The organism is Anaeromyxobacter dehalogenans 2CP-1, assembly GCF_000022145.1.
In the GTDB taxonomy this organism is placed as follows: Bacteria; Myxococcota; Myxococcia; order Myxococcales; family Anaeromyxobacteraceae; genus Anaeromyxobacter; species Anaeromyxobacter dehalogenans.
Genome location: NC_011891.1, coordinates 649,538 through 672,143, shown reverse-complemented (window position 1 = coordinate 672,143; position 22,606 = coordinate 649,538). Strand labels below are relative to the sequence as shown.

The 22,606-nt window shown below is 74.8% G+C and carries 24 protein-coding genes and 2 tRNA genes; 15 read left to right on the top strand and 11 right to left on the bottom strand.

Going from position 1 to position 22,606, the window contains the following annotated elements:
• Window positions 1–40 precede the first annotated feature (40 nt).
• Together A2CP1_RS02970 and argE are read left to right on the top strand one after the other, a co-directional pair.
• Window positions 41–1,438 (top strand): formimidoylglutamate deiminase, encoded by a 1,398-nt coding sequence (locus A2CP1_RS02970; RefSeq protein WP_012632000.1) that lies wholly within the window; start codon window positions 41–43, stop codon window positions 1,436–1,438.
• A gap of 46 nt (window positions 1,439–1,484) precedes the next feature.
• Window positions 1,485–2,600 carry an acetylornithine deacetylase gene (argE, locus tag A2CP1_RS02965; protein WP_012631999.1) on the top strand — a complete coding sequence of 372 codons (1,116 nt, stop codon included), beginning with the start codon at window positions 1,485–1,487 and terminating at the stop codon, window positions 2,598–2,600.
• 23 nt (window positions 2,601–2,623) lie between these two features.
• On the opposite strand, the gene A2CP1_RS02960 is transcribed toward argE, so the two are convergent.
• Window positions 2,624–5,320, bottom strand: a complete 2,697-nt coding sequence (locus A2CP1_RS02960) for an SNF2-related protein (protein WP_012631998.1) — start codon at window positions 5,318–5,320, stop codon at window positions 2,624–2,626.
• Window positions 5,321–5,477: 157 nt separating this feature from the next.
• On the opposite strand from A2CP1_RS02960, the gene A2CP1_RS02955 reads away from it, so the two are divergent.
• The 3 genes from A2CP1_RS02955 to A2CP1_RS02945 all read left to right on the top strand — a co-directional run bounded on the left by A2CP1_RS02955 (window position 5,478) and on the right by A2CP1_RS02945 (window position 7,330).
• Window positions 5,478–5,552 (top strand) — tRNA-Val (locus tag A2CP1_RS02955).
• Between the two features lie 6 nt (window positions 5,553–5,558).
• Window positions 5,559–5,635 (top strand) — tRNA-Asp (locus A2CP1_RS02950).
• 456 nt (window positions 5,636–6,091) lie between these two features.
• Window positions 6,092–7,330, top strand: coding sequence for a Fic family protein (locus A2CP1_RS02945; protein WP_012631997.1), 1,239 nt, complete (start codon window positions 6,092–6,094; stop codon window positions 7,328–7,330).
• Window positions 7,331–7,407: 77 nt separating this feature from the next.
• On the opposite strand, the gene A2CP1_RS02940 is transcribed toward A2CP1_RS02945, so the two are convergent.
• From A2CP1_RS02940 to A2CP1_RS02915, 6 genes are all read right to left on the bottom strand, one after another.
• Window positions 7,408–8,493: an AAA family ATPase gene (locus tag A2CP1_RS02940; RefSeq protein ID WP_012631996.1), complete on the bottom strand. Its 1,086-nt coding sequence runs from the start codon at window positions 8,491–8,493 to the stop codon at window positions 7,408–7,410.
• Window positions 8,494–8,676: 183 nt separating this feature from the next.
• The gene (locus A2CP1_RS02935) at window positions 8,677–9,249 is read right to left on the bottom strand and encodes a TMEM175 family protein (protein ID WP_012631995.1); all 573 of its coding nucleotides are present in this window, start codon (window positions 9,247–9,249) and stop codon (window positions 8,677–8,679) included.
• Window positions 9,250–9,435: 186 nt separating this feature from the next.
• The gene (locus A2CP1_RS02930; RefSeq protein ID WP_012631994.1) at window positions 9,436–10,197 is read right to left on the bottom strand and encodes a DUF429 domain-containing protein; all 762 of its coding nucleotides are present in this window, start codon (window positions 10,195–10,197) and stop codon (window positions 9,436–9,438) included.
• A gap of 12 nt (window positions 10,198–10,209) precedes the next feature.
• Window positions 10,210–11,130: a hypothetical protein gene (locus A2CP1_RS02925; protein WP_012631993.1), complete on the bottom strand. Its 921-nt coding sequence runs from the start codon at window positions 11,128–11,130 to the stop codon at window positions 10,210–10,212.
• A 129-nt stretch (window positions 11,131–11,259) separates the two neighbouring features.
• A complete protein-coding gene (locus tag A2CP1_RS02920; protein WP_012631992.1) occupies window positions 11,260–11,634 on the bottom strand; it encodes a hypothetical protein in 375 nt (124 codons plus the stop codon).
• 30 nt (window positions 11,635–11,664) lie between these two features.
• Complete coding sequence (locus tag A2CP1_RS02915; protein ID WP_012631991.1) at window positions 11,665–12,315, bottom strand: hypothetical protein; 651 nt, start codon at window positions 12,313–12,315, stop codon at window positions 11,665–11,667.
• A 194-nt stretch (window positions 12,316–12,509) separates the two neighbouring features.
• Here A2CP1_RS02915 and A2CP1_RS02910 point away from each other — a divergent pair, with 194 nt between their 5' ends.
• The 4 genes from A2CP1_RS02910 (at window position 12,510) to A2CP1_RS02895 (ending at window position 14,352) form a co-directional block, all read left to right on the top strand.
• Window positions 12,510–13,016 carry an RNA polymerase sigma factor gene (locus A2CP1_RS02910; RefSeq protein ID WP_012631990.1) on the top strand — a complete coding sequence of 169 codons (507 nt, stop codon included), beginning with the start codon at window positions 12,510–12,512 and terminating at the stop codon, window positions 13,014–13,016.
• The gene (locus tag A2CP1_RS02905; RefSeq protein ID WP_012631989.1) at window positions 13,009–13,290 is read left to right on the top strand and encodes a hypothetical protein; all 282 of its coding nucleotides are present in this window, start codon (window positions 13,009–13,011) and stop codon (window positions 13,288–13,290) included. Before A2CP1_RS02910 ends, A2CP1_RS02905 begins: the two co-directional genes overlap by 8 nt.
• Entirely contained in the window at window positions 13,287–13,712 is a 426-nt protein-coding gene (locus tag A2CP1_RS02900; RefSeq protein WP_012631988.1) for a hypothetical protein, read from the top strand. The genes A2CP1_RS02905 and A2CP1_RS02900 overlap by 4 nt, the downstream gene beginning before the upstream one ends.
• 100 nt (window positions 13,713–13,812) lie before the next feature.
• Window positions 13,813–14,352 (top strand): YgjV family protein, encoded by a 540-nt coding sequence (locus tag A2CP1_RS02895; protein ID WP_012631987.1) that lies wholly within the window; start codon window positions 13,813–13,815, stop codon window positions 14,350–14,352.
• On the opposite strand, the gene A2CP1_RS02890 is transcribed toward A2CP1_RS02895, so the two are convergent.
• Window positions 14,315–15,802 carry an MFS transporter gene (locus A2CP1_RS02890; protein WP_012631986.1) on the bottom strand — a complete coding sequence of 496 codons (1,488 nt, stop codon included), beginning with the start codon at window positions 15,800–15,802 and terminating at the stop codon, window positions 14,315–14,317. The two genes, A2CP1_RS02895 and A2CP1_RS02890, sit on opposite strands and share 38 nt — an antisense overlap.
• Before the next feature lie 200 nt (window positions 15,803–16,002).
• On the opposite strand from A2CP1_RS02890, the gene A2CP1_RS02885 reads away from it, so the two are divergent.
• Both A2CP1_RS02885 and A2CP1_RS02880 read left to right on the top strand, forming a co-directional pair.
• Complete coding sequence (locus A2CP1_RS02885; RefSeq protein WP_012631985.1) at window positions 16,003–16,914, top strand: SDR family oxidoreductase; 912 nt, start codon at window positions 16,003–16,005, stop codon at window positions 16,912–16,914.
• An 86-nt stretch (window positions 16,915–17,000) separates the two neighbouring features.
• Complete coding sequence (locus A2CP1_RS02880) at window positions 17,001–17,468, top strand: hypothetical protein (protein WP_012631984.1); 468 nt, start codon at window positions 17,001–17,003, stop codon at window positions 17,466–17,468.
• Here A2CP1_RS02880 and A2CP1_RS02875 read toward each other — a convergent pair.
• The gene (locus A2CP1_RS02875) at window positions 17,455–18,414 is read right to left on the bottom strand and encodes a LysR substrate-binding domain-containing protein (RefSeq protein WP_012631983.1); all 960 of its coding nucleotides are present in this window, start codon (window positions 18,412–18,414) and stop codon (window positions 17,455–17,457) included. The genes A2CP1_RS02880 and A2CP1_RS02875 overlap by 14 nt on opposite strands.
• A gap of 121 nt (window positions 18,415–18,535) precedes the next feature.
• Between A2CP1_RS02875 and A2CP1_RS02870 the strand changes: the two genes are divergently transcribed.
• The 3 genes from A2CP1_RS02870 to A2CP1_RS02860 all read left to right on the top strand — a co-directional run bounded on the left by A2CP1_RS02870 (window position 18,536) and on the right by A2CP1_RS02860 (window position 20,907).
• On the top strand, window positions 18,536–19,546 hold the full coding sequence (locus A2CP1_RS02870; protein WP_012631982.1) for an alpha/beta fold hydrolase: 1,011 nt from the start codon (window positions 18,536–18,538) through the stop codon (window positions 19,544–19,546).
• An 81-nt stretch (window positions 19,547–19,627) separates the two neighbouring features.
• Window positions 19,628–20,254, top strand: a complete 627-nt coding sequence (locus A2CP1_RS02865) for a pyridoxamine 5'-phosphate oxidase family protein (protein ID WP_012631981.1) — start codon at window positions 19,628–19,630, stop codon at window positions 20,252–20,254.
• A 56-nt stretch (window positions 20,255–20,310) separates the two neighbouring features.
• The gene (locus tag A2CP1_RS02860) at window positions 20,311–20,907 is read left to right on the top strand and encodes a lipocalin/fatty acid-binding family protein (protein ID WP_012631980.1); all 597 of its coding nucleotides are present in this window, start codon (window positions 20,311–20,313) and stop codon (window positions 20,905–20,907) included.
• 14 nt (window positions 20,908–20,921) lie between these two features.
• On the opposite strand, the gene A2CP1_RS02855 is transcribed toward A2CP1_RS02860, so the two are convergent.
• On the bottom strand, window positions 20,922–21,692 hold the full coding sequence (locus A2CP1_RS02855; protein WP_012631979.1) for a helix-turn-helix domain-containing protein: 771 nt from the start codon (window positions 21,690–21,692) through the stop codon (window positions 20,922–20,924).
• 86 nt (window positions 21,693–21,778) lie between these two features.
• Here A2CP1_RS02855 and A2CP1_RS02850 point away from each other — a divergent pair, with 86 nt between their 5' ends.
• Window positions 21,779–22,135 carry an antibiotic biosynthesis monooxygenase family protein gene (locus A2CP1_RS02850; protein ID WP_012631978.1) on the top strand — a complete coding sequence of 119 codons (357 nt, stop codon included), beginning with the start codon at window positions 21,779–21,781 and terminating at the stop codon, window positions 22,133–22,135.
• A 6-nt stretch (window positions 22,136–22,141) separates the two neighbouring features.
• On the opposite strand, the gene yedF is transcribed toward A2CP1_RS02850, so the two are convergent.
• Window positions 22,142–22,552 carry a sulfurtransferase-like selenium metabolism protein YedF gene (gene yedF, locus A2CP1_RS02845; RefSeq protein ID WP_081444521.1) on the bottom strand — a complete coding sequence of 137 codons (411 nt, stop codon included), beginning with the start codon at window positions 22,550–22,552 and terminating at the stop codon, window positions 22,142–22,144.
• Between the last annotated feature and the right edge of the window lie 54 nt (window positions 22,553–22,606).

Below are 22,606 nucleotides of genomic sequence, written 5' to 3'. Positions count from 1 at the left end.
GGGCTGGCGGCGCGGCCGTCCGCGGGGTAACCCTGGGACCGTGACCACCGCGCAGGCGTTCCAGCCCGAGCTCCTCCTCGCCGGCGGCTCCCTCCACGAGGGGGCCGCGCTCTCGGTCAAGGACGGCGTCGTCGCCGCCATCGGGCCGCCGCTGCCCGGGTTCCAGCGCGTCCCGCTCCCCGGGCGCATCCTGGTCCCCGGCTTCGTGTCCGCCCACGGCCACTCCTTCCAGCGCGCGCTGCGCGGCCGCACCGAGGCGCGCGCGGGCGCCGGCGGGCGGAGCGACTTCTGGGGGTGGCGCTCGGCCATGTACGCCGCCGCGCGCCGGCTCGACCCCGACCTGCTCGAGGCGGTGGCCCGCCTCGCGTTCTTCGAGCTGGCCCGGGCCGGCGTCACCTGCGCCGGCGAGTTCCACTACCTGCACCTCGACCCCGACGGCCGGCCCTACGCCGATCCCGCCGAGCTCGAGCTGCGCGTGGTCCGCGCCGCCCGCGCGGTGGGCCTGCGCATCGTGCTGCTCCGCGCCGCGTACGCGCGCGCCGGCGCCGGGACCGAGCCGGATCCGGCGCAGCGCCGCTTCGTGGAGCCGTCGCCGGAGGTGTTCCTGGAGCGGCTCGAGCACCTCGCCCGCCAGCTCCGCAACGACGACGGCGTCCGGGTCGGCATCGCGCCGCACAGCGTCCGGGCCTGCCCGCCGGCCTGGCTCTCGGCGCTCGCCGGCGCGGCCCGGGCGCGCGACCTGCCGCTGCACGTGCACGCCGCCGAGCAGCCGGCCGAGGTCGCGGCCTGCCGGGCCGAGCACGGCAGGAGCCCGGTGCAGCTCCTCGCCGACGCCGGCGCGCTCGAGGCCCGCACCACGCTCGTGCACGCGATCCACCTCGACGACGCCGACGTCGCGGCCATCGGCCGCGCCGGCGCCACCGTCTGCGCCTGCCCGCTGACCGAGCGCAACCTGGGCGACGGGGTGGTCCCGGCCGACCGGCTGGTGGCGGCGGGGGCGCGCCTGGCGCTCGGGGTGGACGCGCACGCCGAGGCCGACCCGCTCGGCGAGGCCCGGGCGCTCGAGCTGCAGCTCCGGCTGGTGCGCGGCGAGCGGGCGGTGCTGGACGGGCCGCCGGGCACGCTCGCGGCGCGGCTCTTCGACGCGGCCACGGCCGGCGGGATGGCGTCGCTCGGGCTCGAGGGCGGGCGGCTCGCGGTGGGCGAGCCGGCCGACTTCGTGCTCGTGGACGTGGACGACCCTTCCATCGCCGGGGGCGAGCGGGACGCGCTGCTGCCCTCGCTCGTGTTCGGCGCGCAGCCCGGGGCGGTGCGGAGCACGTTCGTGGCAGGGGAGCCGGTGGTCGAGGACGGGTGGGCGCCGCCGGGGCGACCCACCGGCGCGGAGCTGCTGAAGGACTTCCGCGCCGCCATGCGCGCCCTGTGGGGCGGCGCGTGATAGAGAAGCAGCGCGGCGGCGCGGCCTCGCGTAGGCTCGGGAGCGCATGGATCTCGTCCCGCTGCTCCGGTCCCTGGTCGCGCTCGACACGACCTCCGCCCGCACCAACCTGCCCGCGCTCGACCTGCTCGAGCGCGAGGCGCACGCCGCCGGCTTCGTCACCCGCCGCCAGCGCTGGACCGACGCCGCCGGGGTCGAGAAGGGCAACCTCGTCTGCCGCCGCGGGCCCGACGTGCCGGGCGGGCTCGCGCTGGTGGGGCACACCGACTGCGTGCCGTTCGACCCCGAGTGGAAGGAGGCGCTCTCGGGCGAGGTGGTGGACGGCCGGCTCGTCGGCCGCGGCTCCGCCGACACGAAGGCGTTCCTCGCCGCCGCGCTCACCGCGGCGCGCGCCGCCCGGCCCGGGCGCCTCCCGCTCACGCTGGTGTTCACCGCCGACGAGGAGATCGGCTGCCTGGGCGCGAAGAAGCTGCTCGCCGAGGGCGCGCTCCACCCGGCCCACGCCATCGTGGGCGAGCCCACCCGGCTCACGCCCATCCGCGCGCACAAGGGCTACTGCGCGGTGGAGGTGGTGGTGAGCGGGATCGAGGGGCACAGCGCGTACCCCGAGGTCGGCGCCTCCGCCATCCACCACGTGGGCCGGCTCTGGCCGGAGCTCGAGGCCATCGGCGCGGACCTGACCCGCGAGACCGACCAGGCGTTCTCGCCGCCGTACACCACCTGGAACGTGGGCGTCATCCGCGGCGGCAAGGCCCGCAACATCATCGCCGGAGAGTGCCGCTTCACGTTCGAGTGGCGGCCGCTCCCCGGGCACGATCCCAGGCGCGCGCTGCGCCTGCTCGAGGACGCCTGCGCGCGGCTGGCGGCGGCGAGCGGCGGCAAGGTCGCGGTGAAGGTGATCCCGCTCCGCACCGACGCGGCCGCGGTGACGCCGCCCGGCGCGGAGATCGTCCGCTTCCTCGAGGCGGAGAGCGGGAACGAGGCCGCCACGGTGCCGTTCGGCACCGAGCTGCCCGAGCTCATCGGCATGGGCGCCGAGGCGTGCGTGTTCGGGCCGGGCGACATCCGCGAGGCGCACCGCACCGGTGAGTCGGTGCCGCTCGACCAGGTCGAGCGGGCGGTGACGATCCTCGGGAACGCCATCGCGCGCTTCTGCGCGTGACGGCGCCCTGCGGCGCGCCCGCCTCAGGGCACGATCAGCGCCGCCGCGTCGAGGTCGAGCTTCACCCGCTCGATGGACTTCGCCACCACGTCGCGGTGGTGGCGCAGCACCGCCAGCGCCCCGTCGATCCGCTCGCGCGGCGCGCCGCCCGCGAACGCGGCCTCGATGAGCCGCTCCTCCTCGGCGTCGGCGTGCGCGAGGAGCAGGCCCACCGCCTCCTCGCGGCGCCGCTCCATCACCAGCCGCGCCTCGCGCTCCGCGGCCGCGCGGGCCGCCTCCAGCGCGGCCGGCGGCGGCGCGCCCACCCGCGCGTCCTGCACGTCGTCGATCTCGTCCTCGAGCCGGTGCGCGGCGCCGGGCAGCACCCGGTTCCCCGCCTCCAGGTCCACCACCACCGCGATGGGCGAGAGGTCGAGGTAGCGCGACGCCTGCCGCGAGGCGACCCGCGCGCCCGGCGCCACGTCGGCGGCGGTGGCGAGGCGCGGCTCGAAGCGCGCGTACAGGCCGCCCCGGCGCGGCGCCCACTCCCGCTTCACCGCCGCGCTCCGCCCCGCGTCGCCGTCGCGCACCAGCCCGAGCAGCGCCTCCACCAGCTTGTGGCCGGTCGCGTACCAGTGCAGCTCGTCGCGGGCCACCGCCGTCTCGCGCCAGAAGCTCCCCACGAACGTCTCCGGCTCGTCGGGGATCTGCATCCCCGGCAGCGCCTCGATGCGCATGCCCGAGCCGAGCGTGAACGACACCTCGAACGGCTGGACGTTCTGGTCGGTGTCCACGTCCATGCCGACACGGCGCCCCACGTCGGCGCAGACGTCCTCCAGCTCCTCCTCCAGCCAGCGCGAGAGCGTGATGAGCGACTGCTCCAGCGCGGCCCCCGCTCCGTCGCCGCCGTCGATGCCCTCGGGCGCGTCCTCGCCCATGCGCTCGAACGCGCCGCGTACGAGGCGGCCCAGCTCGGGCAGCGACGCGGAGCGGATGTCGAGGAGCGGATCGCCCTCGTGCTGCGCCTTGCGGGCGGCGGCGACGCGCTTCGCGAGGTCCTTCCGGAACGCGTCGCGGGTGCGGTCGGAGCGCTTGCGCTGCAGCGCCGCCAGCTCCTCCGGCAGCGAGGCCAGCACCGCGTCCAGGCCGCCCACCGGCTCGTCGAAGATGCCGATCTCCTTCTCGTACAGGTCGGCCAGGAACGCCTCGTCGCCCGGCTCCACCGGCACGTGGATCTCGACCGGCCGCGTCTGGCCCAGCCGGTCGAGCCGCCCGATGCGCTGCTCGAGCACGAGCGGCGACGCCGGCAGGTCGGCGCACACGAGGTGGTGCGCGAACTGGAAGTTGCGCCCCTCGCCGCCGGACTCGCCGGAGAGCAGCAACATGGGGCCCTCCGGATCGCGGAAGCGGGCCACCAGCCGGTCGCGCGCCTCGAGCGAGGGCGCGTCGTCGTAGAGCAGCGCCTCCAGCCCCGCCTCGGCGAGCCCGCCCTGCAGCCCGCGCAGCGCCTCGAGGTCGCCGCCGAACACGAGCACCTTCTCGCCCCCGCGCGCGAGCCCGGCGCAGAGGTCCACCAGCGCCTTCGGCTTCTCGCCCTCGCCCACGTCCACGCGGCGGAGCACGCGGGAGGTGAACGCGCCCACCTTCACGCGGCGGTTGCGGATGAGCCGGGCGGACAGGCCGTAGCGCTCGGCGAGGTGCGCGAGCAGCGCGGCGCGGTCGAGCGCCGGCGGCGCCTTCGAGAACACCGGGTCGTCCGGCGCCAGCGCGCGCAGCCGCTCCGCCGCCGCGGCGAGGTCGCCGCCGGCGAGGAGCTCGCGGGCCACCTGCGCGTAGGCCTCGTGCTGCTCCAGGCGGGCGAGGAAGTCGTCGAGCGAGGTGGAGGGGACCGGCTCGACCAGGGAGAGCAGGCGGAAGTACTCGCGCGGATCCAGGCGGACCGGCGTGGCGGTGAGCAGCAGCACGCCGAAGGAGGCGCGGCAGATCGGCGCGACCCGGTCGTGCAGCGCGTCCTCGGCGAGGTGGTGGGCCTCGTCCACCACCACGAGGTCGAGCGGCAGGTCCGCCGCGGCCTCGGACAGGTCCGGGTCGGCGCGGAGCGCCTCGAAGGAGACGATCGCGTGCGGCGAGCGGGCGAGCGCCGCCTCCGGGCCGCCCAGCGCCTCGATCCGCTCCGGGGTGAGGAGCGCGAACAGCGCGTTGAACTTGTGGAACAGCTCCGCCAGCCACTGGAACGCGAGGTGCTCCGGGACGACCACCAGCACGCGCTCGGCGAGGCCGAGCTGCCGCATGCCCGCGAACACCAGGCCCGCCTCGACCGTCTTGCCCAGGCCCACCTCGTCCGCCAGGACGAAGCGCGGCATGCGATCGGACAGGATGCGCCCCGCCGCGCCCACCTGGTGCGGCAGGACGTGCACGCGCGAGGAGAGCAGCGCGCCGAGCGAGTCCGCGCGGCGCAGCGCCTCCAGGCGGTTCACGCGGGTGCGGAGCGCGAACGCCGAGGCCGTCGCCGGCTGGGCCGAGCCCAGCGCCTCGATCGGTCCCGAGGCCACCTGCTCGATCGGCGTGTCCGCCGGGACCTCGACCAGCGCCTGATCGCGGCCCGAGACCACCGTGATGCCCTCGCGGCCCGCGAACCGGACCGCCAGGCGGCGGCCCTCGTCGGCGACCTGCACCACCACCCCCACGCCCCATGCCCGCTGGGCGCGGTGGACCACCTTCATCCCTGCTTTCCAGGCCATCGCGCGCCCCTTACCATCGGCACCCAGGCCGGTCCAGCAAGACCGTCGCCCGACCGATCCCCCCGACCGGACGGCTGGTTCGGTCCGGGCCCTCCCGTGAGAGAGCCCGTTGACACCGCCGGCGGGTCAAGCTAGAAACCCCACGCTTTCGCGCCTTGGGCGGATAGCTCAGGGGTAGAGCGTCGCCCTTACAAGGCGAGGGTCACAGGTTCGAAGCCTGTTCCGCCCACCAGTTCTTGGGGAGTTAGTTAAGTCGGTTATAACGCCGGCCTGTCACGCCGGAGGCCACGGGTTCGAGTCCCGTACTCCCCGCCACTCCACGAGGCCGGGACCCTGAGCAAGGGTCCCGGCCTTCGTCTTTTTCGGCGGTCGGTGATCGGCGCTCCCGGGTCGCACCTCCGGACGCGAACAGGCTCGCATCCCCGTCCGCGCGACCCGCCTTCCCTTCCCCCGCTCGCCCCGAGCCCTTCGGCAGGCTCAGGGCGCGTGAATCCATCCCCGGACCGAGCCAGGCGGTCGAGCCGCGAGCAGCGCGAGGCGCGACGACCGAGCATGCCCGTCGGCATGTGAGGGAGGAGCAACGACGCGATGCGACGCGGATCGGCCGCCGCGGCGACGGGAGGGGATGGGTTCACGTGCTCTTCAGGGCAGGCGGAGTCGAGGGGCGCACGGGCGACACGGCCGATTCGAAACCCTGACCCGCGGCGCCCGTTGGTCAAGGTTCCGCACGAAACCTTGACTAAGGCTTCGCGCTGGTCAAGGTTTCTGAAGATGGCCCGCTACGAGACCCGCTCCTGGCCCGCCGACCCGTCCGCCCCCGGCGGACGCGCGGAGCGGCGTGCGTTCCGCTACCGCGTGTTCTTTCCGGACCCCATCGCCAAGCTCCAGCCCGCCCTGCCGTCCGGCGTCGCGGCAGCCGTGTCGGTCTCCGAGCGCGCCGTCGATGCGCTGAACCGCGACCCGCCGCGCCTGGCCAGCCTGGAGGTGCTCGCCCGCCGGCTCCTCCGGGCCGAGTCCGTCGCGTCCTCCCGGATCGAAGGTCTGGTCCTGTCGCAGCGGCGCCTCGCGCGCGCCGAGGCCGAGGCACCCGACGCCCGCGACGAGACCGCCCGATCCGTCCTCGGAAACGTCGCCGCCATGGAGCACGCGGTCGCGCTCGGCGCCGCGGCGAAACCCCTTCGGCTGCATGATCTGCTCGAGATCCACCGCCACTTGATGCTGGCGACCAATACACCCGAGATCGCCGGCAGGATCCGCGACCGCCAGAACTGGATCGGCGGCAACGCGTTCAATCCCGGACGCGCCGATTTCGTCCCGCCAGCGCCCGAGCGGGTGAAGGCGCTGATGGAGGACCTGGTCGCGTTCATGAACCGCACGGACCTCCCGCCCGTGGTCCAGGCAGCCATCGCCCACGCGCAGTTCGAGACCATCCACCCGTTCGCCGACGGCAACGGCCGCGTCGGCCGCGCGCTCATCCACGTCATGCTGCGCCGGCGCGGCCTCGCGCCGCGCTACGTTCCGCCCGTCAGCCTCGTCCTCGCTGCCGACGCGAAGGCGTACATCGGCGGGCTGACCGCGTTCCGCGAGGACCGGCCCGCCGACTGGATCCTCTCGTTCGCCGAGGCCATCGAGCGGGCCTCCGCGAAGGCCAGCGACCTCGCGCTACGCCTTGCAGAGCTTCAGGAACGCTGGCGAGAGCGTGCCGGTCGCCCGCGCCGCCATTCCAGCGCCGAGGCGCTCATCGTCGAGCTCCCCGCCCACCCCATCGTCACCGTCGCGACCGCCCAGAAGTTCCTCGACCGCTCCAAGCAGGCCGTGAACGAGGCCATCGCCACGCTCGCCGAGAAGGGCATCCTCCACGCGATCACCCTCGCGAAGCGGAACCGAGCCTGGGAAGCCCGCGACCTTTTCGACCTCATCAACGACTTCGAACACGACCTCGCGATCCCGACCGACGACGACGAGCCCTCCCGGCCGTCACCCCGCCGGAAGACGACCTCCAAGACCTGACCGTCCTCGGTGTACCAAGACATCGCTGACGGAAATCGTCTCAGGACATCGCTGACAGGTCGGCCTGCCGCCGGGGCTCACGGTTCCGGTTCGTCGCCCGCTTCCGGCTCCATCTGCGGGGCGCCGACGACTCGCGTTTCTCCGTCCACCTTGTGCAGCTCGACGACCTTCGCGCCGCGGGACGCGAGCGCGTCCGCGAGCGACCTGGCGTGCGTCGTGATCCAGAGCTGCGTCTTGCGAGGCATGGCAGACATCAGGTCTGCGAGCGCGGGGAGGACGCTCTCGTGAAGGCTCGTCTCGGGCTCGTTCAGGGCCAGGAGCGGTGGTGGCCGTGGCGACAGCAGGGCGGCCGCCAGGCAGAGGTAGCGGAGGGTGCCGTCGGACAGCTCGCGGGCGTCCAGCGGCCGCCGCAGGCCTGGGGTCTCGACGCGAACGAGGGTGCCGTCCGCGACATCGAGGCGGGCGCCCGGCATCAAGCGGTCCACGGCGGCCGCGAGCGCCCGTTCGTCGCCGATCTCCTGGATCGTTCGAAGTGAAGCGGCCAGATCACGCCCGTCATGCGCCAGGACGGGTGTGCTCACCGCCACCTGCGACTGCCGGATGGGCGAGCCTTCGTCGGTGCGGAACTGATGATAGAACCGCCACGCCAGCAGAGCTTCCCTGACCGCGAAGAGCGACGGATATCGCTGCGGCTCGGACAGCCGCGCGAGCGCTGATTCCGATGCCCAGAGCTCGAAGGCATGCGTCACGGGACGACCGTCGGCGTCCCGCAGCTTTGCCGACCGCTTCGACCGATCGAGCAAGAGCGCGCCGTCGAAGCGTATCCGCTCTTCCTTCACGAGAGGATCGGTAGGGAACACCGCCTCCGACGGCGTCGGGAGGCCGAGGGCCAGCTCGTACGTGAACTCGTCGATCGTCGCGCCCACCCGCAGGCGGATGGCTCCCTTCTTCCTTGCACCGGCCCAGAGGACGGACGGCATCCCGCCGGAGTCCGCAACCGTCCGTGCGAGCGTGCCTGACGCCGCGGCCTTGAGCAGACGGAGCGCCTGGTAGAGATTCGTCTTCCCCGTTCCGTTCGCGCCGAGCACGACGGTAACGGGCGCGAGGCGAAGTCTCACCGCGCGCACGGACCGGAACCCTTCGATGTGGATGTCGGTCAGCATGGGCCCCCGCCGGCGTGTTGCAGGGATCCTACCGCGTGCAACGGACGCGTCCTCCGAAAGCTCCGGCTACACGCGCGGGCCGACCAGGATCGGGGCCCACGCTCGTCCAGCGCTCCCCGGAAATGGACGGAGCTCACTCGCCGGGACGGATGCGGAGCGCTTCGTTGGCAGCGCACGGCGCGCCTAATCCCCCTCCCCCGATCTCCGCTCGATCCTGCGGTCGGGGATGAACCAGAGCGCGGCGACGAGCGCGTAGACGGCGTCGGCGGCCCAGGTTCGGACGAACGAGAGCGCGATCGCGGTCAGGTAGAGGAGCGGCGACAGCTTGCCCTTCAGGTCGGCCCCGATCATCCGCCGGAGGGAGCCGCCGGCGCGGATGATGGCGCGCTGGAGGACGAGCCACGCGAGCGCCGACGCGAGCAGGACGACGCCGTAGAGCGCGGTCGGCAAGGGCGACGAGGGGTAGTGATCGGCCCACGCCGTGACCGCGGGGACGAGTGACAGCCAGAACAGCAGGTGGAGGTTGGCCCACATGATGCCGCCGGTGACGTGGTGGACGGTGTGCATCAGGTGGTGGTGGTTGTTCCAGTAGATGCCGACGTACACGAAGCTCAGCACGTAGCCGAGGAACGTCGAGCGCATGGCCGCGAGCGCCTCGAGCGTGTCGCCGGGCGGTGCCTTCAGCTCGAGCACCATGATGGTGATGATGATCGCGAGGACGCCATCGCTGAACGCCTCGAGACGGCTCTTGTTCATGGTCCGTGCACCCTGCGCCCCGGGAGCGCGGCCGGCGCGGGGACGCGGCTCTGCTCGGCGCCGCCGGGGACGACCGCCTGCATCATCCGGCTCCCATCCTACGTCGCGCGGGTGAAGTCGAGCCGCCGGGCGCTGCCGGATGGGGCGAGCCGCGCGCCGTTCCGGAGCGCCGGGAGCGTGCGCGCGCTAGGACGCCGAGGAAGCTCCGGGACGAACGTTCCAGATGAGCCCCTCGAGCCGCCGGCCGCTGCGGTCCACGAAGGCTGGAACGCCCTCGGGAACGGCGATGGCCGGGCCACCGCAGACCGGCACGGCACAGAGCGCTGCGACGACGGCCTGCAGATCGTCATGGCTCGAGAGCCGTGACCGAGGCTCCGGCAGGGCGAAGGCGTCCCAGAGCGCACGAGCGTGCGGCTCCAGCGCGGGGCGCGACCCCTTGCCCGGGAGCGGCTTCAGCCCGCTCGCCCGCCAGGCGGAGGTCGGGAAGCACTCGATTACCGCATACCCGTCGACCGGGGGCCGGCACCCGCCTCGCTCGTTCGCGAGCACGACGCCGGGCCTGGACAGGAGCGCGTCGAACACCTCGATGCTGAACTCGATCCAGCGGCGCTGGTTGCCGGGGTACGTCTTCGGATACGCGCCGGTCTTCCCCTGCGTGCGGCAGGCGAGCTCGCACCTTCGACCGACGCCGCGCAGCGCAGGGTCGGTCGCCGGATCCCGCCAGCCCTGTGGCCCGTCGAGCGCGACGGCGGTGACCCCCGCTGTGCGCGCGACCGTGTCGATGGCCGCGGCCAGCGACGCCGGCGTGAGCGACGTCGTGGGCCAGGCGATGGCGGGCGCCCGGACGGCCGTGAACGCGCCGGACGCATCATCGAACTCGATGATCGCGCTCCCATTGTCGCGCCACGCTGCGCTCGCGACGTCGATTCCGAGGACTCGCCTCACCATCGGATCCCCCCGTCACCGCGAGGACGGCGTCTCGAACGCGGTGGGCTCGACGCAGCACTGCCCGGCGCGGTCGGCCGCTACCTCGAGGTACCTCGCCTTGCCCGCGAGCGCCTCGGCGCGCTTCACCGGGGCCGTGGCCGCCTGCGCCCTCAGCCGCGCGGCGCCCTCGCGCCAGAGCTGGACGACCTGCGGCGGCACCGCGGCGCGCTTCGCCGCGTCGAAGCGGATGGACCGCGGGCTGCGGACCGATCCGCCCTGGCCGGCGAGGAACGCCTCGAGCTCCGGTCGGTGGAACGCTCCGACGAACGCGAGCACCTTGTGCGCGCCCCGACGGCGGATGGCTTCCAGCGCCTGCTGGTGGAGCCACGCCTGGCGCCGGTTCCAGGCGGCATTGCCGGCGAGGTAGCGCGCGCGGACGTTCAGCGTGGACAGGACCGCCGCATCCTGGCGAGGTGAGTGGACCTCGGCGAAGGTGAGCGGGCGGTCCATGCGCGCCTCGAGCGCGGCCGTCTCCTCCTCGAACGCGTTCCTGTCGGCGGGTTCGGGCTCGGGATCGGCATCGACGCCGACGTCCCCGTCCCGGAACCAGTCGACGGGGCTGACCGCGATCCCCCTGGCCTGGCCGAGCCAGGTCACGTAGGTCATCTCGAACGGCCCGTCCTCGAGGCGTCCGAGCGCGAACGGCTCTGGGCGAACCTCGACGAGGATGAGGTCGGGCCGATAGGTCTCGATGAGCCCGGCCAGATACGAGAGCGGATAGGCGGGCTCGGTGAGGTGCGACCGGTGGATCGTCCCCACGACCACTGCCTCGAAGCTCGCGGGCGCCGGATCGCCAGGAGGTGACGGGTGGACGGGGGCTGACGATGCCTTCGTGGCGCAGCCGACGAACGCCATCGCGGCGAGGGTGGCGAGCGGGAGCTTCGGTGTGGTCATCGGGTGAACGGAAGCGGCGGTGATGGGGGCTCGCACGAAGCGATCCCTGACGGGTCGATTGCCGCGCCAGCGTAGCATCGCACTCTGCGCGAAGACAGCGGCGCCGTCCGTCCCGGCGGCAGCGGTTCGTCAGCGCGCCGGCGGCGGCTTCGGCCCGGGCTCCACCACCTCGACGAGCGCACGCGTCTGCCGGTCGAGCGTGACGCGGAGCGGACCGGCGGCGCCGGGTCGGCGCGCGCGGAAGTGGACGTCCCAGACCGGGCCGCGGGGGTGCGCCTCGACCAGCACGCAGGCGTAGCCGCTCGCGCCGCACCAGCCGTAGCCGCGCTCCACCGCCTCCCGCCGCGCCATGGGGGGAGGTGGCGGCGGGGGCGGCGGTGGACGCGCGGGCACCACGACCACGGCGCGCGGCCGCGGCGGCGCCACGATGACGGTGCGCGGGTGGGTGACGACCACGGTCGCGGCGACGGCGAGCGACGAGAGGGCGGCGAGCGGGGCGAGCATGGCGCGGCTCCGGACGGGCGGGCGATCGGCTCAGTGCTGCGCGGCGGCGGCCACGCGGCGGCCGTGCACCTCGACGGTCCCGGTGCCCCGGCGCCCCTGGATCTCGGCGTGCGACTCGAGGCGCCCGATCGCGCCGTCGGCGTCGAAGGTGATGCGGGCCCGGGCCTCGGACACGCGCCCGCCCTCCCCGCCCCCCGGCAAGACCTCGAGCGCGCGCTTCGCGCCGGTGGCCGGGTCCACCTCGACCACCACGGCGGAGAGGGCGCCGCCCGCGGGCGACCTCACCTCGACGAGGACGCTCCCGTCCGGACCGGGCGACGGGCGCACCGCGATCTGCGCACCGGGGACGGAGAAGGGCGCGAGCGTGAGCGGGCCGAGGAGCTGGACGCCGCGCCCGCCCCGCGCTCGCTCGCCCGAGCCGGAGAGCTGGCGGACCTGCACGGTCCCGTCGGGCGCGTAGGTGATCTCGCGGGTCCAGGCGAGGTCGCGCGAGCGCCGGCCGCCCGAGGCGCGTCCCTCGGCCTCGACTCGAACCGGCGACCGCGCCAGCTCGGCGAGCTGGGCGGACTCCCTGGCACGGGCGCGGGCGACGAGGTCCGGGTCGGCGGCCGAGGCGGACGCGGGGGAGGAGAGCGCGAGGACGGCGAGGGCGAGCAGGGACAGGGGTTCGGTGTGGATCATGCCGCTCTGACGCCGCCGGTCCGGGGCGCCCTACGCCGCGCCCGGCGGGGACTCCACCCGCAGGGCGGCGCGCCTCGCGGCTCCGTTCGCCTCGCGCCTCCGTTAGAGGATGGGCGCCCGGAACGGCCGTAGGGTCGGCCCGGGCGGCGGCGTCCAAGCCGTCGAGGTGTTCGGGACCGGAGCGGCGGAGCGGCGTGACGGCGAGCCACGACGACGACATCGGGCGGATCGTCCGGGAGACCGCCCCGCGGCTATACCGCCTCGCGGCGCGCCTCACCGGCGACCTCGCGGAGGCCGAGGACGTGCTGCAGGAGAGCTACGTGCGAGCGTGCGCCGGGCTGGGCGGACGCGCGTTCCAGGGTCGCTCGTCGGTCGAGACCTGGCTGCACCGCATCGTGGTGAACGCCTCGCTCGACGCGCTCCGCGCCCGCCGCCGCCGGAGCGTCCGCGAGACGCACGCCGCGCCGGCCGACGAGGTGCTCGACCCGGGCGCCTCGCTCGAGGCCCGCGCCGCGCTGCGCGAGCTGTCGGAGTGGCTGGACGAGCTGCCTGCGGAGCAGCGGGTGGCGCTGGTGCTGAAGGAGCTCGAGGGGCACAGCACCGCCGAGGTGGCGACGCTGCTGGGCTGCTCGGAGGGCGCGGTGGAGCAGCGGCTGGTGCGCGCGCGAGCGTTTCTGCGCGAGAGGAGGAAGCATGCGTGACCATGACGAGACCGACGACGCCCGCCTCGGCCGGCTCCGGGACGCCACCGGGGCGCTCCATCCCTCCGCGGCGGTCGTCGCGAGGCTGGAGGCGGCGATCGCCGCCCGGCTGCGGAGCCCGCCGGCCTGGATGGTCCTCGCCGGCGGGGCGCGGCCGATCGCGCTCGGCGCGGCCGCGCTCACCGTCGCGATGCTGCTCCTGGGCTGGCGCGCCGACCGGACGTTCGAGGAGCAGGTCTCGCGCGCCGCCTACGTCCTGGAGGTGCTGCCGTGAGCCGCGCCCGCTGGCAGGTGGTGCTCGTCCTCGCGCTGGTGTTCCTGGCCGGCGGCGCCACTGGCGCGGTGGTGTCTCGCGCCGTGGTCCAGCGCGCGGTGGCGCGGCTGCTCTCCGGCCCGCCGGAGCAGGCCCGGGCCAGCGCGATCCTGTTCCGGCTGGACCGGGACCTGGACCTCACCCGCGAGCAGCGCGCCGAGCTCCGCGCGGTGCTCGCGCGCCACCGCGGCGAGCTCGCCGCGATCCGGCGCACCGTGGCCCCGCAGCTCGAGGCGGCGAGGCGCAGGCAGTGGGCCGAGATGCGCGAGGTCCTCGACGAGCGGCAGCGCGCCGGCTTCGACCGGTTCGTCGAGGAGCTCGAGCGGCGCGTGGCCGGATCGCTCGCGGCCTCACCGGACCCCGCGGCCGCTCCGATCGAGTGAGGCGGCGCGATTCAGGGGGCGTCCGGGGTGGCCGGGTTCCGGCCGTTTGCACGCCGCGCGCCCGCGTGGCAGCATCCGCGCCCTTCAGGAGCGTTCCGCGATGCATCTCTTCTCCCCGGCCCAGGTGGCCGGGTACGTGGCCCTGGTCCTCGGGGTCACCGGCTTCCTCCAGCGCGACGACCGGCGCCTCAAGCAGCTCGTGACGGCGGAGTGCGTCGCCTACGTCTTCCACTTCGCGCTGCTGGGCCGGCCGCCGGCGGCGACGAGCGCGGGCGTGTCGGGCGTCCGCACGCTGCTCTCCATCCGCTACCGCTCCGCCTGGCTCGCCGCGGCGGCCATCGCGGTGAACCTGGCCCTCGCGGTCGGGGTCGGGACCCGCGGGACGGGGTGGATCCCGGTGGCGGGCTCGTGCCTGGGCGCAGTCGCCGTCTTCACGATGCAGGGCATCCCGATGCGGCTCGTGCTCCTCACCAGCACCTTCGCCTGGCTCGCGAACAACGTGCTCGCCGGCTCGGTCGGCGGCACGGTGCTCGAGGCGCTCATCGCCGCCGCGAGCATCACCACCATCGTGCGGCTGGCGCGCGCGGACGCGGGCGAGGCGCTCACGCGCCCTGGCCCCGCTCGCCCCGCGGGATGGTGAGGACGATCGAGACGATCGCGACGACGACCATCAGCTCGTTGAAGCCGAGCGCGACGATGGCGGCCTCGCGCACCGCGAGGTTGTCCTGCCGGCCCTGGAACGTGATCACGCCCTCGAGCCAGCGCACGCTCTGCGGCGCGGCGCGGAGCGCGGTGAAGATCGCCGCGGAGATCGCGACGCCGAACGCGGCGCCGAGGGACGAGGCCATCTTGTAGAGACCGGACCCGGCGCCGGCCTGCGACGCGGGCAGGTTCGAGAGCGCCGCGTCGGTGGAGGGCGTCGCGTAGAACGCAAGCCCGACGCCGAACAACGTGTAGCCGATCACGGCCATCGCCTCGTACCGCGCCAGCATCACGTTGGAGGGCGCGAGCAGCAGGATCGAGGCGCCGGTGATGACGCAGCCCCAGAGCATGGGCGGGCGCGCGCCGAAGCGCCGGAGCAGCTTCTCGCCCACGCGGATGAACGCGATGATGGCGACGGCGTAGCCCAGCGTCAGGACGCCGGCGCGCTGGGCGGTCATGCCGCCGCCGACCTGCACCAGCTGCAGCGACACGATCAGCGTCCCGGCGACGCCGTTCAGCAGGAAGTTCGAGACGGTCGCGCCGGTGTAGGTCGAGCTCCGGAACAGGCCGAAGTCGATGAAGGGGCTGCGGGCCCGGCGCTCGACCCGGAGGAACAGCCAGCCGAAGACGACCGTGGCCGCGACGAGGCCGAGCGAGGCGGGGCTGGTCCAGCCGAGCTGGTTCCCCTGCGTGACCACCACCTGCAGGGCCACCATCGCGACCATGAACGTGAGCACGCCGGCGAGGTCGAACCGGTAGTCCGCCGCGCCGCCCTCGGCCCGGCTCTCTGGCGTCCCGCGCAGCAGCAGCAGCCCGATGACGGCGACCAGCACCGAGCCGAAGAAGATCCAGCGCCAGCCCAGGTTCTGGCTCACGAGCCCGCCGAACAGGGAGCACACCCCGGAGCCGCCCCAGGAGCCGATCGACCACAGGCTGATCGCGCGCTGCCGCTCGGCGCCGTCCCAGTACGCCTTCACGAGCGCGAGGCTCGCCGGCATGATGCACGCCCCCGAGAGCCCCTGCAGCGCGCGCCCAGCCAGGAGGAACGCCACCGCCAGCCCGCCGGCCGGCGCGAGGCCGACCAGCAGCGAGCCGGCGATGCTCGCCAGGAACCCCAGCCGGACCATCCTCACGCGCCCGACGCGATCTGCGAGGCCGCCCATCACCACGATGAAGATGCCGGAGAACAGCGCGGTGAGCGCGACGGCGATGTTCATCACGCTCTCGCCGGTGGCGAGGTCGCGGCGCATGTCGGGCGCGATGTTGAGCGTCGTCTGCGCGAACAGCCAGAAGGTCAGGACGCCCAGGATGATCCCGAGCAGGAGGCGATCGCCGCCGTGGAACGACGCGACGCCGTCCCTCGCCGTGCGGGTGCCGGTCGTGTCCATGCCGACGACGGTCGTCGCGCGCCGCAGCGGCGTCCAGCACCGAGGCGCGGCTCTTTGGGGAAGCGGCCGGGCGAGGGGCACGACCCGGGTCGCGGCGGGGTGCGCTGAGGCCGATGCCACCGATGGGGAGGCGGGCGCAAGGGGTGGCAGGCGCCGTTCGCCGCGAGTAAATGGTCGGCCCACCGGAGGAGACCCACACCATGACGAAGCCCCTGGAAGGAAAGGTTGCGCTCGTGGCCGGCGCGACGCGCGCCGCGGGGCGCGGGATCGCGGTCGAGCTCGGCGCCGCGGGCGCGACGGTGTACTGCACCGGCCGCAGCACGCGGGCGCGGCGCTCGGAGATGGACCGGCCCGAGACCATCGAGGAGACCGCCGAGCTCGTCACGCGCGCCGGCGGGCGCGGCATCGCGGTGGCGGTCGATCACCTGGTGCCGGCGGAGGTCCGCGCGCTGGTGGAGCGGATCGACCGCGAGCAGGGCGCGCTCCACGTGCTCGTGAACGACATCTTCGGCGGCACGAAGATGGAGTGGAACAAGACGGTCTGGGAGTCCGACCTCGAGTACGGCCTCCACACGCTCCGGCTCGCGGTGGACACGCACGCCATCACCGCGCACCACGCGCTGCCGCTGCTCATCCGCTCGCCGGGCGGGCTGGTGGTCGAGGTGACCGACGGCACCGCCGACTACAACGCCCGGAACTACCGCGTCTCGTTCTTCTACGACCTCGTCAAGGCCGCCAACCTGCGTATGGCCTGGTCGCTCGGGCACGAGCTCGCGCCGCACCGGGCGACCGCGGTCGCGCTCACCCCGGGCTGGATGCGGTCGGAAATGATGCTGGAGGTGTTCGGCGTCACGGAGGCGAACTGGCGCGACGCGCTGGCGAAGGAGCCGCACTTCGCCATCTCCGAGACGCCGGCCTTCGTCGGCCGGGCGGTGGCGGCGCTGGCGGGCGATCCGGACGTGGCGCGCTGGAACGGGCAGTCGCTCTCGAGCGGCCAGCTCGCGAAGGTCTACGGCTTCACCGACGTGGACGGGAGCCGGCCCGACGCGTGGCGCTACATGGTCGAGGTGCAGGATCCGGGGAAGCCGGCGGACGTGACCGGGTACCGGTGACGCATCGCCGCGGGGAAACGTCCCGCGAACGCGCCACGCGACCCGGCCCGCCCATGCGGCTACACTGTGCGTCCACGGGAGGTCGCATGGACCGGTCGCCGGAGCGTCGCAACGCGGTGATAATCTGGAGGGCGCTGGCCGCGGCCCCGGTGCTGTTCCTGGCGGTGGCGTTCGCGTTCCCGCTCGCAGGCGAGTCCGCCCCGGACATCGCGCAGCCGCTCCTGCTGGTGCTGACCGTGGCGGTGGGCGTCGAGGTGGCGGTGTCCTGGCTGTGGGCGGTCCGGATGCGCCCGGCCGCGACGCCCACCGGACCGGCGCTCACGCGCGAGCGGCTCGCGCTGACGCGGCTCATCGTGGCCACCGCGTTGTGCGAGGGCGCCGCGCTGTTCGCGGTGGTCGTGTTCATGGTGACGCGCGACACGCGCGCGCTCCCGCCGTGGGCGATCGCGTTCGCGGCGCTCGTCTCGCACTTCCCGGGCGATCGCCACTGGGCCCGGCTGTCCCGGGAGCCCGGCGCCGCGGGCACGCGGTCGAACCCGCTCATGCGCGAGTAGCGCGGTCCGGGCGCCGCGGCGATCTCGGCGACCGCTCCGGGATGGGCGGCAGGGCCGCGATCGCCGCCGCGAGGCGCGGCGCGGCGAAGTCCACGAACGCGCGCACCTTGGGCGCGACCAGCCGCGCGTGCGGGTGGACGAGCTGGACCGGCACGGGCGGCGGGGCGAAGCGGCCCAGCACCGGGACGAGCCGCCCGGCGGCGATCCGCTCCGCCACCATGTAGGAGAGCGCGAGCGTGATGCCGTCGCCGGCCTCGGCGGCGTCCAGCGCCGCGAGCGCGTCGTTCACCACCAGGCGCGGCGCGACCGGCACCGCCACCTGCCGGCCGCCGTCCACGAAGCGCCACTCGCGCCCGGCGTGCAGGCCGGTGAACGCGATGACCGCGTGCGCTCGCAGCCGGGCGGGCGAGGACGGGGCCCCGTGCGCGCGCAGGTACGCCGGGCTCGCCACCAGCACCCGCCGGATCTCGCCGACCTTCCGCGCCACCAGGTCGGAGTCGGGGAGCTGCCCGATGCGCACCGCCACGTCCACCCCCTCCTCCACCAGGTTCACGACGCGGTCCACCAGCACGAGCGAGGCGGTGACGCCCGGGTGCAGGCCCAGGAACGCGCGCACCACCGGCGCGAGCGCCCACCGGCCGAACGTCACCGAGGCGGTGAGCGTCAGGTGGCCGGCGGGCGCCGCGCCCTCGCCGGCGGCCTCGCGCTCGGCGGTCTCGAGGTCCGCGAGCACCCGGCGCGCGGGCTCGAGGAACCGGAGCCCTGCCTCGGTCGGCCGCACCGTGCGGGTGGTGCGGTTGAACAGGCGCGCGCCGACCCGCCCCTCCAGCGCGGCGATCGCGCGCGTCACCGCGGGCGGCGACAGGCGGAGCCGCGCGCCCGCCCGGGCGAACCCGCCCGCCTCCGCCACGGCCACGAACACCTGGAGCTGGTGCAGCCGGTCCATCGTTCCTCTCCGCGGAAGAATGCCTTGCGCGCACCACGTATTCTTTCGGGCGGTCGCCCGCGCCACCTTCTCTCGCGTCCGGGGGCACTCCCGCCCCCGCCACCGAACGAGAGAGGTCCACGTGATCCCCATCCCCCCGACCCGCCGCCCCGCGCGGCCCCTCGCCGCGGCGCTCCTCGCGGCGCTGGCGCTCGCCCCGGCCGCGCTGCCGTCCCGCACCGCCGCCGCGTCCGCGGGCCCGGCGACGGGCGCCGTGCAGGTCCGCTACCGCACCGCCAACATCGACGGCGTGGAGGTCTTCTACCGGGAGGCCGGCCGCCCCGGCGCGCCGGCGATTCTCCTGCTGCACGGCTTCCCGACGTCCTCGCACATGTTCCGGAACCTCATCCCGGCGCTCGCGGACCGCTACCACGTCATCGCGCCCGACTACCCCGGCTTCGGCCACTCCGCCATGCCGGCCCGCGACGCGTTCTCGTACACGTTCGACCGCTACGCGCAGGTGGTGGAGGCGCTCACCGAGCGGCTCGGGCTCCGGCGCTACGCGCTCTACGTGATGGACTACGGCGCGCCGGTGGGGTTCCGGCTCGCCACCGCACACCCGGAGCGCGTGACCGCGCTCGTGGTCCAGAACGGCAACGCGTACGACGAGGGCATCCGCGACTTCTGGGATCCCATCAAGGCGTACTGGGCCTCGGGCAGCGCCGCGGACCGCGAGGCGATTCGCTGGCTCACCTCGCCGAAGGCGACGCACTGGCAGTACACGAACGGCGTGCCCGACCCGTCGCTCGTCAGCCCCGACACCTGGACGGTGGACCAGGCGCGGCTCGACCGGCCCGGGAACCAGGAGATCCAGCTCGACCTGTTCTACGACTACCGCACCAACCTCCCGCTCTACCCGGCGTGGCAGGCCTACTTCCGGGCGCACCGCCCGCCCACGCTGGTGGTGTGGGGGAAGAACGACGCCATCTTCGTCGCCGCCGGCGCGGAGCCGTACCGGCGCGACAACCCTTCGGCGGAGATCCACCTGCTCGACACCGGCCACTTCGCGCTGGAGACGCACGGGCCGGAGATCGCGCGGCGCATCCGCGAGTTCCTGGGGCGGGCGGTGCCGGCGAAGGCGGCGGCGAACTGAGCCGGCCCGTCCCCGACCGCGTCCGGCCGCCGTCCTGGCGCCGGGCGCGGCGGGGCGGCCCCTGGACCACGGAGCGCAGACATGGGACACCGATTCGCCGAGCTCGCCTTCACGCCCTCGGTCCGCGCCGTTCAGGAGGCGATGGGGAGCCGGGCCGCGTACGCGCGGATGGAGGCCGGCCCCGACCACCACGACGCGCTCGGCCCGGACGAGGCCGGGTTCATCGCCGCGCGCGACAGCTTCTACCTCGCGAGCGTGGGCGAGACCGGCTGGCCCTACGTGCAGCACCGCGGCGGACCGCCGGGCTTCGTGCGCGTGCTCGGGCCGCGGACGATCGGGTTCGCCGACTACCGCGGCAACCGGCAGTACGTCACGGTCGGCAACCTCGCGCACGACGACCGGGTGGCGCTGTTCTTCATGGACTACCCGGCGCGCACGCGGCTGAAGCTGCTCGGGCACGCGCGGCGGGTGGGGCCGGAGGACCCGGCGCTCCTCGCGGCGCTCGCGCCCTCGCCCGCCGCGGCCCGGGTCGAGCGCGCCTTCGTGGTGCAGGTGGCGGCGTTCGACTGGAACTGCAGCCAGCACATCACGCCGCGGTGGACGGCGGCCGAGGTCGAGGCGGCGGCCGCGCCGCTGCGAGCCCGCATCGAGGAGCTGGAGCGGCGCCTCGCCGACGCGCTGGCGGCGGGCGAGCCGGGCCGACGCTGAGCGCGTGCACACGATGGCGCCGCCGCACGGCGCGCGCGCCGCGGTACAGTCCGGGGATGCACCCTTCCACTCCCGTCCCCGCCCCCGGCCTGCTGATGCTGTCGCTCTGCGCGCTCGCGATGCCGGCCGCGGCGGCCGACCCCGGCCCGGCGAAGCCCGCCGGCGGGACCTCGGCCCCGGCGCAGGCACCCGACCCGTGGGCGGCGTTCCGCGGCTTCCTGGGCGTCTGGGAGGGGACGAGCCGCGGCGCCCCGGGCGCCGGCACGGTGCGCCGCGAGTACCGCCTCGTCCTCGGCGACCGCTTCATCGAGGTGCGGAACGCCTCGGCCTATCCGCCGCAGGAGGGGAACCGCGAGGGCGAGCTGCACGAGGACGTGGGCTACGTCAGCCTCGATCGCGCGCGGAGTGTCTACGTGCTGCGGCAGTTCCACGTCGAGGGGTTCGTGAACACCTACGCGGCGCCGGCCGGATCGCCGCCGGCGAGCCCGCTCGTCTTCACGAGCGAGGCCATCGAGAACATCGCGCCGGGCTGGCGCGCCCGCGAGACCTATCGCTTCGAGGGACCGGACGAGCTCGTGGAGGTGTTCGAGCTGGCGGCGCCGGGCAAGGAGTTCACGACGTACACGGAGGCGCGCCTGAAGCGAAGGCGCTGAGGGCGCGCCCCGCCTCAGCCATGGGTGCCCGCGGCGAAGTAGCGCCCGGGCGGCTCGCCGGTGACGGCCCGGAACTCGCGGATGAAGTGCGACTGGTCGTAGTAGCCGGCCTGGTACGGCGCGCTCGACAGCGAGGCGCCGCCGAGGTGGAGCTCGACCGCGTGGTGCAGGCGCAGGAGCGACGCGAGCTGCTTGGGCGAGGTGCCCACCACGCCGAGGAAGCGCTTCTCGAGCGCGTCCTGGCCGACCCCGAGCTGCCGGGCCAGCCCGGCGATCCGCAGGCAGCCGCGCCGCGCCCGGATCGCCTGGACGGCGGCCCCGACGAGCCGGTCCGGCGCGCGGCGCCCGACCGCCAGCAGGAACGCCTCGGCGGCCGCGACGCGCGCCTCGTCCGTCGTTGCCTCCGCGACCTGCGCGGTGGCGCGGTCCACCGCGGCCCGCGGCGCGAGCGCGTCCGCCGGCAGCACGGCCCCGTACAGCTCGTTCACCGGGACGCCCATGAGCCGGGCGGCGCCGTCCTCGCGGAGCTTCGCCACCACCAGGCCGCCGCCCGCCGACGTCCGGATGCGCCGGCACGTTCCTCGCGGCCCGGTGATCGACGCATCCGGGATCCGCGAGGTCTCCCCGCCCTCGACGAGCGCGGCGGCGCCCCGGTACCGGAACGCGACGACGGCGCCGGGGTCGGGCAGGAGCGTGCGCGTCGCCTCCTCCGGCGCCTCCACGATCTGGAAGCAGCGGACGAGGTCCGCGAGCGCCGGTCCCGGCTGGATGGTTCGCACCTGCACGACCGGTACTTGGCGCCGGAAGGGGCCGGGCGCAACGCCATGAATTCGTACAATCGCCGGGCGGTCGCGCGCGCCAGATCCCGGGCATGACCAAGCTCACCACCCCGCTCGAGAACGATCCTTCCCTGCAGTTCCGCATCGACGCGTTCGAGGTCCCCGAGGACGCGCGCGCCGAGTTCGAGGCCGCGATGCGCGCCAACCTCGAGGTCCTCGCCGGCCTGCCCGGCTTCCGCGGGCACCTCGTGTTCCGCCAGACCGGCGGGCCCTCGCGCTTCGGCCTCATCACGCTCGCGGTGTGGGAGAGCCGGGCGGCGCTCGACGCCGCCGCCACGGCGGTCCGCGCGCACTCCGAGCGGATCGGCTTCGACCGGACCGCGGCGCTGGCCCGGTGGCGGGTCCGGTCCGAGCTGGGCGGCTACGAGGTGCTGCGCCCGCCGGCGTAGCGCACGTCAGAGGGTGATCACCTTCGCCGCCGCCAGCGTGCGCTGCGCGATCTCGCGCATGTTGCTGACGTGCCCGACCTCGAGCTTGCCGGTGAGCTGGAAGAACTCGAGGCAGGTGATGCACGCGAGCAGGTCCACGCCCGCGTCGTCGAGCTGGCGCAGCGCCTCGAGGTGCGCCGAGCCCGGCCCGAGCAGCCGCACCGCGCCGTTGTAGAAGACGATGGCCTCCGGCTTCGGCTCGAGCGAGGCGAGCGTGCGCAGGTAGTTCCCGAGCAGCTTCGCCCCGAGCCCGTCGTCGCCGCGCCCCATCTGCTCGGCGTTCACCACCACCACCGTGCCGCCCTGCGTCGCCGTCACCTCTGCCATCGCTCCTCCGCAATGCGCGCCGCGCCGCGTGCGCGCCGCCGGACCGGCCATCCATACACCCGGGGCGCGACGGCGTGGGCACGGACCGAGGGACCGGCGGGCGGC